The following is a 12,918-nucleotide window of genomic DNA, read 5'->3' on the forward strand; positions in this document are numbered from 1 at the left end:
TCAGCCGCCGAATGCCTCGGGCACCGCGGCGTGAAGGTCGGCCAGCCAGACGCGTGCGTTCCCGTCGGAGGGCGCTCGCCAGTCGCCCCGCGGCGAGAGCGATCCAGCGGGTGAGACCTTGGGGCCGTTGGGGATCGCCGTCCGTTTGAACTGCGCGAACCCGAAGAAACGCTGCAGGAACACCTCGAGCCACCGGGCCACGGTGGCGAGGTCGTATGACGGACGCTCGCCCTCGGGATAGCCGGCCGGCCAGGTCCCGGCATCCGGATCTCCCCACGCGTGGGCCGCCAGGAAGGCGATCTTCGACGGACGGAAGCCGAAGCGCAGCACGTGGTACAGCGTGAAATCGTGCAGGTTGTAGGGTCCGATGCGGTCTTCGGTGGACTGCATGCGCCCGTCCTGCCCCGCGGGGACGAGCTCGGGACTGATCTCGGTGTCGAGGACGGCCTGCAGCACCTCGACGGTGGTGGGGCTGAGCTCTCCCGACGAGATGACCCAGCGGATGACGTGCTGGATGAGAGTCTTCGGAACCCCGGGGTTCACCGAGTAGTGGCTCATCTGGTCGCCGACGCCGTAGGTCGACCACCCGAGGGCGATCTCGGAGAGGTCGCCGGTACCCACGACGATGCCGCCGTGCTGGTTGGCGAGGCGGAAGAGGTAGTCGGTGCGCAGGCCCGCCTGGACGTTCTCGAAGGTGACGTCGTGGACGGGCTCGCCCGCGGCGAAGGGGTGCCCCATGCGCGTGAGCATCTCGGTCGCCGCCGGACGGATGTCGATCTCCTCGATCGAGGCGCCGACGGCCCGGGCGAGGGCGATCGCGTTCTGCTTCGTCCTGTCGCTCGTGGCGAAGCCCGGGAGCGTGTACGTGAGGATGTCGCTGCGCGGACGCCCCATCCGGTCCATCGCCCGCGCGATGACGAGGAGGGCGTGGGTGGAGTCGAGACCACCGCTGACCCCGAGCACGGGCTTCGGGTTGCCGATGGCCTGGAGCCGCTGGACGAGACCCGACACCTGGATGTTGAACGCCTCGTAGCAGTCCTGTGCGAGGCGGGCCGGGTCGTCGGGGACGAACGGGAACCGGTCGAGCGCGCGGCGCAGGCCGAGGTCGCTCGCGGGCGGGGCGAGCTCGAACGACACCGTGCGGAAGGCGGGTGCCGTCGTGCGGCGGTTGTCGTCGAACGTGCCCTGGCGGATGCGGTCCTGCCGCAGGCGGTCGAGGTCGACGTCGGCGACGCTACGACGCGGCCCGTCGGGGAAGCGCTCCGTCGTGTCGAGGAGCTGTCCACCCTCGTAGATCATGGTCTGGCCGTCCCACGAGACGTCGTTGGTCGACTCGCCCTGACCTGCGGCGGCGTACACGTAGGCCGCGAGACAGCGCAGCGACTGGGACTGCGAGAGCAGGTTCCGGTCGTCGGCGCGGCCGATCGTGATGGGACTGCCCGAGAGGTTCGCCAACACCGTCGCACCGGCCAGCGCGGCGCCTGAGGACGGCGGAATCGGCACCCACACGTCTTCGCACACCTCGGCGTGAAGGGTGAGGCCGGGAACGTCGATCGCGTCGAAGAGCAAGTCGGGACCGAACGGCACCGTGTCACCCCCGACCCGGATGTGCTGGCCCGACTGATCGTCGCCGCGCGCGTACCAGCGGTGCTCGTAGAACTCGCGATAGGTGGGCAGGTAGGCCTTGGGAGCGACGCCGAGGATCCGCCCCCGGTGGATGACGACAGCACAGTTGTAGAGGCGGTTGCCGTGCCGCAGGGGAGCGCCGACCAGCAGCACGGGCAGAAGATCCGCGGATGCCGAGACCAGGCGTTCGAGGGCTCGTTCGACCGCGTCCAGCAGTGGATCCTGCATGACGAGATCGTCGATCGCGTATCCGGTGAGCGAGAGCTCGGGGAAGACCGCGATCGCGACCCCTTCGCCGTCGCACGCGCGGGCGGACTCGAGGACCGCCTCGGCGTTCGTCGCCGGATCGGCGATCGCGACGGGGATCGTGCATGCCGCCACGCGCGCGAACCCGTGCCGGTAGATGCTCTCGAACGGCAGATCGGTGATCACTCCTCCAGTGTGGCAGGTGCCACCCGCTCGACGGCAGTCGACGCTGAGCGGTGCGAGCCTGTGGACGGGGAACCGCGATGTCGGTGGCCCCGGTTAGCGTGGAACACCATGCGGTACATCGAGAAGGACGCGCGGATCGTCTGGAGCGCCAGCGACCTCAAGGCGGCAGCCGAGTGCGAGTTCGCGTGGCTCCGCGCCATCGACGCGAAGATCGGGCGCATCGCCGCCGTCGAAGACCCCGAAGATGCGACCCTCGAGCGGGCGGCACGGCTGGGCACCGCCCACGAACTGCGCGTGCTCGACGAGTACCGGGCGCTCTTCGGCGCGGCCGTCCGCGAGATCCCCGCCGCGCGCTCGTCCGACGCCGCGGCTCTCGGCGAGGCGGTGCGCCTCACCGACGAGGCGCTCGCCGACCCCGCCGCCGAGGTCGTGTACCAGGCGGCTTTCGCCACCGACGAGTTCGTCGGATTCGCCGACTTCCTCGTGCGCGAGACCGAGACGCGGGCCGATGGGACACGCCGCTGGATCGTGCAGGACACCAAGCTCGCCCGCCGGGCCCGGGTGACGGCCCTCATGCAGCTCGCCGCCTACGTCGACCAGCTCGACCGGCTCGGAGTGGCCCGCTCCGACGAGGTGCAGCTCCTGCTCGGCGACGGCACCACGAGCACTCACCGCGTCGACGACCTCCTCCCCGTGTTCGGGCTGCGCCGCGAACGGCTCCGTTCCCTGATCGCCGACCGTCGTGTGGAGCTCGGCACCGCGGGGCCCGTGATCGGCTGGGGCGATCCCCGCGGCGATCTCGGCGTCATCGCCTGCGGCCGCTGCGCCACCTGCGAGATCGAGGTCATCGCGCATCGGGACCTCCTCCTCGTCGCCGGGATGCGACCCGTGCAGCGCGATCGGCTGCGGGCGGGTGGCATCCTGACCATCGACGCGCTCGCGACCGCGACAGAACCGCCCGCCGCGATGAGCGCCGACACCTTCGCATCGCTCCGCACGCAGGCGCGTCTCCAGCTCGACAGCCCTGCCGGTGTTCCCGCGGCTGACGCTTCGACCCGCGCGGTCCCCACCTTCGAGGTCGTCGCCCCGAAGTCACTCGGCGTCCTGCCCCGCCCCGATCACGGCGACCTGTTCTTCGACTTCGAGGGCGACCCGCTCTACACCGAGGGCGCGGGGGAGCACTGGGGTATCGACTACCTCTTCGGATGGGTCGACACCCGTGAGGTCTACGGCGCCCTCTGGGCGCACACGTTCGACGAGGAGCGCGTCGCCCTCGAGCGGTTCCTCGACATGGTCGCCCTGCGGCGACAGCAGTACCCGGGCATGCACATCTACCACTACGCCCCCTACGAGCCCACGCACCTGCTGACGATGGCCGCGCGATACGGGGTGCGCGAGGCCGACGTCGACCGGCTCCTGCGCGACGGCGTCTTCGTCGACCTCTACCCCGTCGTCCGCCGCGCGCTGCGCGTCGGGTCGCGCTCGTACTCGATCAAGAAGCTCGAGCCGCTGTACATGGGCGACGAGGTGCGCACGAGCGACGTGCAGCGCGGCGACGACTCGATCGTGAAGTACGTCGAGGCCCGCGCGCTCGCCGCCGACGGCGAGGCCGACGCCGCGCAGCGGGTGCTCGACGACCTCGCCGATTACAACCGCTACGACTGCGTCTCGACGAGGCGCCTGCGCGACTGGCTCGTCGATCGCGCGCGCGAGGCGGGAGCCGTGCCTGCCCGCGGGGCCGAGCCGGACGAACAGGCGTACGAGCCCTCCGCCCGCGCCACCGCGCTGCAGCGCTGGGCCGTCGATGCCGCCGAGCCCGACGCCACCGCTCTGCGGCTGGCCGCGGCGGCGATCGACTACTACCCGCGCGAAGAGAAGACGTACTGGGCGACCCACTTCCTGCGGCTGCGCGAGCCGGTCTCCGTCTGGGAAGAGACGCGCGACGTGGTCGTCGTCGACGCCTCCCGGTCGCGTGTCGTGGCCGATTGGCACATCGCCGAATCGGGGCGCGGCTCACAGAGACGCCTGGTCGAACTCCGCGGCGACCTCGCGCCGGGAACCCGGTTGACTCCGGATGCCGAACCCTTCGCGGTCTACGACCTGCCCGCGCCGTTCCCGCTCGACACCCGTCCACGTTGGATCCACGGCGCGCGACGCGTCACGGTGCGCGAGGTCCTCGACGACGGCGCGGTCATCGAAGAGATCGCCGCGGACGGCGTGACGTGGGACGAGCTGCCACTCGCCCTCACCCCTCCCGCGCCTCCGCGGGCGGGCAACCAGCAGAAGGCGATCGACGCGTGGGCCGACGCGGTGCTGGCGACCGCGCCGGCCATCCCCGACGGCCCGGCGGCCGACATCCTGCGACGCGTGCCGCCGCGCACCCGCTCGGGTGTCCTCGCGCCGGTCACCGCTGTCGACGGCTCCGCGGGCGACGACGAGGTCACGGCGATCGCCCGGAGCGTCGCTGACCTCGACCACAGCTATCTCGCCGTCCAGGGCCCACCGGGGACCGGCAAGACCTACGTCGGGTCGCACGTCATCGCCCGGCTCGTCGCCGAGAGGGGCTACCGCATCGGCGTCGTCGCCCAGTCGCACGCCACGATCGAGCACATGCTCGACCAGGTCATCGCGGCCGGGGTCCCGGCATCCCGTGTCGGCAAGGCACCGAAAGACCCGAGCGCCCCGCACGCGTTCACCGTGCTCCCCAAGAACGGCGTCGCCGCCTTCACGGCCGAGAACGCCGCGCACGGCTTCGTCGTCGGCGGCACGGCATGGGACTTCAGCCACGAGGCCCGCATTCCCCGCGGCAGCCTCGACCTCCTCGTGATCGACGAGGCCGGTCAGTTCTCGCTCGCGTCGACGATCGCGGTCTCCCTGGCCGCTCAGCGCCTGCTGCTCCTCGGCGATCCTCAGCAACTGCCGCAGGTGAGCCAGGGAACCCACCCCGAACCGGTCGACACGTCGGCGCTGGGCTGGATCATCGACGGTGCGGAGGTCGTGCCTGCCGAGCTCGGCTACTTCCTCGCGCGCACCCGGCGTATGCATCCGGCCGTGGCCGGGCCCGTGTCGCGCCTGTCGTACGAGGGCCGCCTCGCAGCGCATCCCTCGACCGCCCTCCGGCGACTCGACGGTGTCGAGCCGGGCGTGCACGTCGTTCCCGTGCGCCATCACGGCAACGCGACGTGCTCCGTCGAGGAGGCTGCCGAGGTCGCCCGCCTGGTCGCGGAGGTGGTCGGGCGTCAGTGGGTCGGCGCGGAGGGTGGCGCGGGCGACTCGGCGACCGTGCACGACGCGCGCCCCCTCCGGGCGGAGGACATCATCGTCATCACGCCCTACAACGCGCAGCAGGTCGCCGTGGAAGAGGCCCTGGCGGCGGCGGGGTACGCGGATGTGCCGGTGGGGACCGTCGACCGCTTCCAGGGCAAGGAGGCGGTCGTCGCCATCCTCACCCTGGCGGCATCATCGGGGCGCGAAGCGCCGCGGGGGCTGGAGTTCCTTCTGCTGCGCAATCGCATCAACGTCGCGATCTCCCGCGCGATGCAGGCCGCCTACGTGGTGTACTCGCCGTCGTTGCTCGACGACCTCCCGCGCACGCCCGAGGGCGTGGCGCGGTTGAGCGGCTTCGCGCGCTTGGTCTCCGAGGCCGACTGATGCCGGTCGTGGCCGGCCGTCGCGCGCGCCCACGCAGGGCGCCACCACCGCTCCTTTCGAGAGGGGTCGCGTGTCAGGCGGTGCCGTACAGGCGGTCGCCGGCGTCGCCGAGACCGGGCACGATGTAGCCCTTCTCGTTGAGCCGCTCGTCGAGAGCACCCAGCACGAGGGTGACGTCGTGTCCCTCGACCTGCTTCTCGATGGCGGCGACGCCCTCGGGGGCGCCGAGCAGGCAGATCGCGGTCACGTCTTGCGCGCCGCGCGCGAAGAGGAATTTGATCGCGGCGCCGAGTGACCCGCCCGTCGCGAGCATCGGATCGAGCACGAAGCACTGACGGTCGCTGAGGTCGTCGGGAAGACGCTCGGCGTATGTGGTGGGCTGGAGGGTCTCCTCGTCGCGGACCATGCCGAGGAAGCCGACCTCGGCGGTGGGGAGGAGCTTCACCATGCCCTCGAGCATGCCGAGACCTGCGCGCAGAATGGGGACGACGAGGGGCCGCGGCTCGCTGATCTTGACGCCCTCGGTCACGGTGACCGGGGTCTGGATCTCGATCGTCTCGACACGGACGTTGCGCGTCGCCTCGTACGCGAGCAGCGTCACGAGCTCTTCCGTGAGCTGACGGAAGACCGGCGACGAGGTCTGCACGTCGCGCAGCACGGTCAGCTTGTGAGTGATGAGCGGGTGATCGGCGACGTGGACACGCATAGGCTCAAGGCTAGTCGCTCGACCATGACGACTCCGCCTGAATTCTCGGAAGCCCGCGTGACCCCCACCGCCCTCGACCTCTCCGCGATGCGTCGTGCGCTGGCGCTCGCCGATGAGGCCGCGGGCGCGGGCGAGGTTCCGGTGGGAGCGGTCGTCGTCGACGCCGCGGGGCGCGTCCGCGGCGAGGGTCGCAACCTCCGCGAGGCGACCCATGACCCCACCGCGCACGCCGAGGTCGTCGCGCTGCGTCAGGCGGCGGAGTCGCTGGGTACGTGGCACCTCGCGGGGTGCACTCTCGTGGTGACCCTCGAGCCGTGCGTCATGTGCGCCGGCGCCGTGCTGCAGGCACGCGTTCCGCGTGTGGTGTTCGGAGCGTGGGATGCCAAGGCGGGTGCTGCCGGCTCGATGTACGACGTTCTGCGCGACCGGCGCCTGCCGCATCGCGTCGAGGTGGTCGGCGGGGTCGCCGAGCGCGAGGCATCCGCGCTGCTGCAGTCGTTCTTCGACGTCCGCCGCGACGAAAACTGACCGGGGGCGCGCGTCAGCGCGGGAGCAGCGGGAGCACCTCGGCGCCGAGCTGATCGGCGTGATCGACGTCGCGCAGGTCGAGCAGCTGGAAGTAGACGCGACCCGCACCGAGGGCCGTCAACCTTTCGACCTTCTCCGCGACCTGTTCGGGGGTTCCGATGATGTTCGCGCCGTTGTCGAAGGCCTCGCGCGACTGGCCGACGGCGGAGAGGCGTCGCTCGATCTCGGCGTCGTCGACCCCGACGATGGTGGGCAGCGCGACGGAGAGTTTGAGGTCGGAGGGGTCGCGTCCGAGATCTTCGCAGGCGGAGCGCACCACGGCGAACTTCTCCGCGACGACCTCCTCGGTCACGAAGCCGATGTTGAACTCGGTCGCGAAGCGGGCTGCGAGGGCGGGAGTGCGCTTCGGGCCGCCGCCGCCGACGATCACCGGCACCCGATGCTGGACGGGCTTCGGCAGAGCCGGCGCGGCGTCGAGGCGGTAGTGCTGTCCGTCGAACGTGAAGGTCTCGGCATCCGGGGTCTCCCACAAGCCCGTGACGATCGCGAGCTGTTCCTCGAGCAGGTCGAACCTCTTCGCCGGGAAGGGGATGCCGTACGCCGCGTGCTCGCGTTCGAACCAGCCCGTCCCGAGTCCCAGCTCCGCGCGGCCTCCCGACATCGCGTCGACCTGGGCGACCTGGATCGCGAGGATCCCGGGGACCCGGTACGTCACCGAGGAGACGAGTGTGCCGAGGCGGATGCGCGAGGTCTCCCGCGCGAGGCCGGCGAGCGTCGTCCACGCGTCGGTCGGGCCGGGGCGCGGGTCGCCCTCACCCATGCGGAGGTAGTGGTCGGAGCGGAAGAACCCGTCGAGTCCGTGCGCCTCCGCGGAGCGCGCGAAGGCGAGTTGGTCGTCGTACGAGAACCCCTGCTGGGGCTCGGTGAACAGGCAGTATTCCACGAGGTCCTTTCCGGGTGAGCGTCGATCGGCGAGGGTCAGTCGGCGGAGCGGAGGATGATCGCCTCGGTCGGCGGTGCCGGGTCGGCGGGCCGGCCCACGTACCCGATGTGGGTCAGCAGGGCACGGCGGAACGCGGCGGGGCGCTCGAGGTGAGCCGCGTGCCCGGCCCCCTCCACGGGGACCTCGGTGACCTCGCCGCCGGCCGCGGCGTACGCACCCAGGACGTCACGGGTCTGCGACACCATCGGCTGGGCGGGCGCGACCTCCTCGCCCGGCCACTCGGGAATCACGCCGAGCGCGCCGAGGTGGTTGGGGTCGTAGAACGAGGCATCGGAGACGATGGCATCCGCGGTCCCGTAGATCCATAGGATCGGGGGCTTGTCCGCGAGGTCGACGATGCCCGAGACGTCGAAGTACTTCGGGGCCATGGTGTTGAGCACCCCGGTGGTCCCGGGGGCGAAGCCCGGCCAGTTCGGACTCGCGACGGCGTCGCCGGGGTAGTTGCCGCCCGCGGTCGAGGTCGTCAGCATCGACTCGACCCACACGTCTTCGTTCTCGCTCGTGTAGTCGGCGGCGACGTATCCCGAGCGGAACACCGAGCGGGGAGAGGTCGGGGCTTCGTCCGAGGTGTCGCGGTCGGTGAGGCGCTGGACGAAGTCGGGGTTGGCGCCGCCGGCTCCGGTCCCGGCGTCGTCGTCGGTGAGCCGGGAGCCGTCGCGGCGTGTACCGCCGAAGCCGTAGGGGGAGACGGGGGACTGCAGGGTGAGCGACAGCACCGGGTGGTCGAGGGCGTACTGGAGCACGACGCCGCCGCCCATCGACCAGCCGACGAGGTGGGCGGAGGGGATGCCGAGGCCCTCGAGGGTCGCGTGGAGGTCATCGCTGAAGTCGCGGACGCCCCGCGTGGCGTCGACCGGCATGTGCTCGGTCCCGCCGAAGCCGCGAAGGTCGACCGCCAGCACCCGGAGATCGCTGGGCAGGTCTTGCATGATCTCCTGCCAGAACAAGGAGGACGACACGTGACCGTGGACGAACACCACCGTGTGCTCGGGAGCCGTGGCCGGGTCGTCACCGGCCCGTTCGAGCACGTTGACGCTGAGCCGATCGGTATCGACGAGACGCGCCGTGATGCCGTCGAAGAGAGTCATGAAAGGTCCTCCGTGTCGCTCGCGGGTGCCCCGGTACGCCCGCGTTCCGACTCTAACGCGCACCCCTCTCAGCCGCACTCAGGGTTGCCCGCGAGGCCGCCCGTGCGCTTCGTAGACTGTGGGCATGACGGATGCCACCAGCTCGCTGCCCCCGATCGCCATCCTCGGCGCCGGCTCCATGGGAGGTGCCATCCTCCACGGACTCGTCGCCGCAGGCCTGACGGGCGGCGGTGTGACCGCCACCAACCGGTCGATCGCGAAAGCCGCCGAGCTCGCCGACCTCGACGGGGTGACGAGCGTCGCCCTCGAGGTCGCTCCCGACGGCAACGCCGCGGCCGTCGCATCCGCCGAGATCATCCTCATCGGGGTGAAGCCCGCCATGGTGCCCGACCTCCTCGACGAGATCGCTCCGCACCTGCGCCCGGGGGCGGTCGTGGTGAGCCTCGCCGCCGGTGTGACCCTGGACACGTTCGCGGCGCACCTCGGCGATCAGGTGGCGACGCTGCGCTCGATGCCGAACACCCCCTCCCTCGTCGGGAAGGGCGTCACCGGACTGGCCGCGGGGCCGGCGGCGTCCGCCGACGATCTCGCGGTCGTGCGCGCCCTGTTCGAGACGGTCGGCGTCGTGCTCGAGGTGCCCGAGTCGCAGATCGACGCGGTGTCGACGATCTCGGGGTCGGGTCCGGCGTACGTCTTCCTGCTCGTCGAGGAGTTCACGAAGGCCGCCGTCCGCATGGGCTTCGACGACGTTCAGGCCCGACTGCTCGCCGAGCAGACGTTCATCGGGGCGACCACCCTGCTGGCCGACTCCGACGTCGACCCGGCCGAGCTGCGCCGCCGGGTGACGAGCCCGAAGGGCACGACGGAGCGCGCCATCGCGGTGCTCCACGACGCGCGTCTCGACGACACCTTCACCACGGCTGCCGAAGCGGCGTTGGCCCGCGCGAAAGAACTGGCCGCCGGGACCTGAGACTCAGCGGTCGAGGGCGGCGAAGCGTTCGATGTCGGAGTTCGTGCCCGACACGATGACGAGATCGTGGTTGGTGACGACCGTGTCGGCCTCGGCGTAGCGGAAGGGGCGCCCGGGGCTCTTCACCCCGACGACCGTCACGTTGTACTTCGTGCGCACGCCCGACTGGTTCAGCCCCACCCCGCGGATGAGCTTCGGCGGGTACATCTTCGCGAGGACGAAGTCGTCGTCGAAGCGGATGAAGTCGAGCATCCGCCCGCTCACCAGGTGCGCGACACGCTCGCCGGCTTCGGCCTCGGGATAGATGACGTGGTTCGCGCCGACGCGCGCGAGGATCTTGCCGTGCGACTGCGACACCGCCTTCGCCCAGATCTGCGGCACCTTGAGGTCGACGAGGTTCGCGGTGATGAGCACCGATGCCTCGATCAGTGAACCGACGGCGACGACGGCCACCTGGAAGTCCTGCGCGCCGATCTGACGCAGGGCGTCGATGTTGCGGGCGTCGGCCTGTACGGCGTGGGTGACTCGCTCCGACCACTTCTGCACGAGTTCGAGGTTGCCGTCGACGGCCAGGACCTCGCGGTCGAGACGATCGAGCTCACCGGCGCACGCCGCGCCGAACCGACCGAGCCCGATGACCAGGACCGGGGCGTCACTGCGGATGCGTTCAACCAACAATGGGCCTTTCGACGGGCAGCGCGTACAACTGCGATCGAGACGAGGCCGCGACCGCGGCGGCGAGTGTCACAGTACCAATGCGCCCCATGAACATGGTCACGGCCAGCACGTACACAGCGGGGTCGGGCAGTTCGGCGGTGAGTCCCGTCGACAGCCCCACGGTGGCGAAGCCCGAGATGACGTCGAACAGCACGTGCTCGATCGGTGCGTCGGTGATCCGGCTGATGGTGACCGTCGAGAGGGCGACGATGGTCGCGCCCCATGCCACGACCGAGAGGGCCACGCGCTGCACGTCGCTGGGGATGCGCCGACCGAACGCCTGGACGGAGGGGCGCCCCTTCGCCTCCGAGAACACGGCCAGGGCGAGGACAGCGAGGGTCGTCACCTTGATCCCTCCGGCGGTGGATGCCGAGCCCCCGCCGACGAACATGAGCATCGATCCGACGATGAGGGTGGATCCGTTCAGGTCGCCGATGTCGATCACCGAGAAGCCGCCGGAGCGCGTCATCGCGGAGAGGAAGAAGGCTTGGAACGTCGTGTCCCAGGCATCCATGCTCCCGAACGTGAGCGGGTTGTCGTATTCCAGCAGGAGAATGACGCCCGCACCGGCGAAGAAGAGGATCACCGTCGTGATGATGGTGAGCTTCGCGTGCAGCGACCACAGGCGGAAACGCCAGTAGTGACGCCACAGGGTGAAGATCACCGGGAACCCGATCGAGCCGAGGAAGACGCCCATCATGAGGACCGTCAGCAGGAAGTAGTCCTGCGCGAACGGCGTGAGCCCGTCGGCGTTGGGGACGAATCCCGTGTTGGTGAACGCCATGGCCGCGTAGTACGGCGCCTCCCACAGGGCGACGAGGGGATTGATCCCCCCGATCACGAGCGAGGGGTAGATGAGGACGGTGAGACCCGCCTCGATCACGAGCGTCGAGAGCGCGACGGTCCGCAGCAGCTGACCGACTTCGCCGAGGCGGACGGTCTGCCCTTCGTTGACGGGGCCGCCGTGGGCGCGCAGGGGGTTGCTGTCGCCAGCGGCGATGAGCTTGGCGCGCAGGCCGAGGCGCTTCGAGATCACGAGACCGAGGATCGAGGCCAACGTCAACACGCCGAGCGCCCCGACGTTGACGCCGATGTACGTGATCACGTGCCCGAGCGGCGACCAGTGGGTGTACATGTTCACCGTCGACAGCCCGGTCACGCAGATCGTCGAGACCGCGGTGAAGAGCGCGTCGGCGAAGGGGGTGCGCTCTCCGTCGGCCGCTGCCTGGGGCAGCGAGAAGAGGGCGGTGAACAGCAGGATCAGCGTGATGAAGACCAGGACCGCGAATCGCGCCGGGGATGCCGTCGTCAGATTCCGCAGTCTGTCCCATGCCTCGGACGCCATGCGTCGCACGCGTACGGAGACGCGCACCTCGTTCGGCGTCGCCGCCATGCGCCGCTCCCTTCGGTGCCCGAACCCGAATCATGGTACTCGGGCGGGGGCGCGGCTAACCTAATGCCATGGCGGACATCTTCGACGTGATCGCTGACGGAACGCGTCGCGACATTCTGCAGCTACTCCTCGATCGGGCGACCGGCGGTGAGCGGGGGACGAGCGTGTCACAGATCGTGTCGGCGCTGGGCGTGAGCCAGCCGACCGTCTCCAAGCACCTCAAGGTCCTGCGCGAGGCGCAGCTGGTCACCGTCCGCGAAGAAGGGCAGCACCGCTACTACAGTCTCGCCGTCGCCCCGCTCGACGAGGTCGACGACTGGCTCGTGCCGTTCTTCTCGGTGGATGCCGAGAACGAGCCCGCTCTCCCGGAATCGGCGATGCACGCGGCCGAGGTCGTGGGGCGTGCGGCGGCGTCGGTCAAGCACTCGGTCACCTCGGCATTCCGCAAGCTTCCCGGCCGATGAGCGGCATCCGTCACATATTCGCGTCACAGTAGGCGCATAGGTTTACAGCCGTCACACGCAGACCCTAGAGTGTCCAGCATCATCGGGTGAGTGCACCCGTAACGAAGGGTGAACGATGGCAGAGCTTCCCGACATGCGCTTCCTGACGGTCGCGGAGGTCGCGGAGCTCATGCGTGTGTCGAAGATGACGGTCTACCGTCTGGTTCACGCCGGCGAACTGCCGGCGGTGCGCTTCGGACGCAGCTATCGGGTACCCGAATCGGCGGTCGCCGAGGCCGTGCAACGTCCGGTGTCAGACGTCGGCTAGACTGATCCGAGGCTTTTTTCCAACGCCTGCTGT

At 70.2% G+C, this 12,918-nt stretch carries 11 protein-coding genes; 5 read left to right on the forward strand and 6 right to left on the reverse strand.

Features of this window, described 5'->3' with window-relative positions; all coding sequences use genetic code 11:
* Positions 1 to 2,058, reverse strand: a complete 2,058-nt coding sequence (locus PIR02_09930; GenBank protein WZH38969.1) for an NAD(+) synthase — start codon at positions 2,056 to 2,058, stop codon at positions 1 to 3.
* Between the two features lie 108 nt (positions 2,059 to 2,166).
* Here PIR02_09930 and PIR02_09935 point away from each other — a divergent pair, with 108 nt between their 5' ends.
* Complete coding sequence (locus PIR02_09935; protein WZH35104.1) at positions 2,167 to 5,709, forward strand: TM0106 family RecB-like putative nuclease; 3,543 nt, start codon at positions 2,167 to 2,169, stop codon at positions 5,707 to 5,709.
* A 73-nt stretch (positions 5,710 to 5,782) separates the two neighbouring features.
* On the opposite strand, the gene upp is transcribed toward PIR02_09935, so the two are convergent.
* The gene (upp, locus tag PIR02_09940; GenBank protein WZH35105.1) at positions 5,783 to 6,415 is read right to left on the reverse strand and encodes a uracil phosphoribosyltransferase; all 633 of its coding nucleotides are present in this window, start codon (positions 6,413 to 6,415) and stop codon (positions 5,783 to 5,785) included.
* 87 nt (positions 6,416 to 6,502) lie between these two features.
* Between upp and tadA the strand changes: the two genes are divergently transcribed.
* Positions 6,503 to 6,943, forward strand: a complete 441-nt coding sequence (tadA, locus tag PIR02_09945) for a tRNA adenosine(34) deaminase TadA (protein ID WZH38987.1) — start codon at positions 6,503 to 6,505, stop codon at positions 6,941 to 6,943.
* Between the two features lie 13 nt (positions 6,944 to 6,956).
* Here tadA and PIR02_09950 read toward each other — a convergent pair whose 3' ends face one another.
* Together PIR02_09950 and PIR02_09955 are read right to left on the reverse strand one after the other, a co-directional pair.
* Positions 6,957 to 7,886, reverse strand: a complete 930-nt coding sequence (locus PIR02_09950; GenBank protein ID WZH35106.1) for an LLM class F420-dependent oxidoreductase — start codon at positions 7,884 to 7,886, stop codon at positions 6,957 to 6,959.
* A gap of 35 nt (positions 7,887 to 7,921) precedes the next feature.
* Positions 7,922 to 9,034 carry an alpha/beta hydrolase gene (locus PIR02_09955; GenBank protein WZH35107.1) on the reverse strand — a complete coding sequence of 371 codons (1,113 nt, stop codon included), beginning with the start codon at positions 9,032 to 9,034 and terminating at the stop codon, positions 7,922 to 7,924.
* 124 nt (positions 9,035 to 9,158) lie between these two features.
* On the opposite strand from PIR02_09955, the gene proC reads away from it, so the two are divergent.
* Positions 9,159 to 10,004 (forward strand): pyrroline-5-carboxylate reductase, encoded by an 846-nt coding sequence (proC, locus tag PIR02_09960; GenBank protein WZH35108.1) that lies wholly within the window; start codon positions 9,159 to 9,161, stop codon positions 10,002 to 10,004.
* A 3-nt stretch (positions 10,005 to 10,007) separates the two neighbouring features.
* On the opposite strand, the gene PIR02_09965 is transcribed toward proC, so the two are convergent.
* Both PIR02_09965 and PIR02_09970 read right to left on the reverse strand, forming a co-directional pair.
* Complete coding sequence (locus PIR02_09965) at positions 10,008 to 10,679, reverse strand: TrkA family potassium uptake protein (protein WZH38988.1); 672 nt, start codon at positions 10,677 to 10,679, stop codon at positions 10,008 to 10,010.
* Positions 10,672 to 12,066: a potassium transporter TrkG gene (locus PIR02_09970; GenBank protein ID WZH38989.1), complete on the reverse strand. Its 1,395-nt coding sequence runs from the start codon at positions 12,064 to 12,066 to the stop codon at positions 10,672 to 10,674. The genes PIR02_09965 and PIR02_09970 overlap by 8 nt, the downstream gene beginning before the upstream one ends.
* Before the next feature lie 116 nt (positions 12,067 to 12,182).
* Here PIR02_09970 and PIR02_09975 point away from each other — a divergent pair, with 116 nt between their 5' ends.
* Together PIR02_09975 and PIR02_09980 are read left to right on the forward strand one after the other, a co-directional pair.
* On the forward strand, positions 12,183 to 12,578 hold the full coding sequence (locus PIR02_09975) for a metalloregulator ArsR/SmtB family transcription factor (protein WZH35109.1): 396 nt from the start codon (positions 12,183 to 12,185) through the stop codon (positions 12,576 to 12,578).
* Positions 12,579 to 12,693: 115 nt separating this feature from the next.
* Positions 12,694 to 12,885 carry a helix-turn-helix domain-containing protein gene (locus tag PIR02_09980; GenBank protein ID WZH35110.1) on the forward strand — a complete coding sequence of 64 codons (192 nt, stop codon included), beginning with the start codon at positions 12,694 to 12,696 and terminating at the stop codon, positions 12,883 to 12,885.
* Positions 12,886 to 12,918: the final 33 nt, after the last annotated feature.

The organism is Microbacterium enclense (genome assembly GCA_038182865.1).
Taxonomy (GTDB): domain Bacteria; phylum Actinomycetota; class Actinomycetes; order Actinomycetales; family Microbacteriaceae; genus Microbacterium; species Microbacterium enclense_B.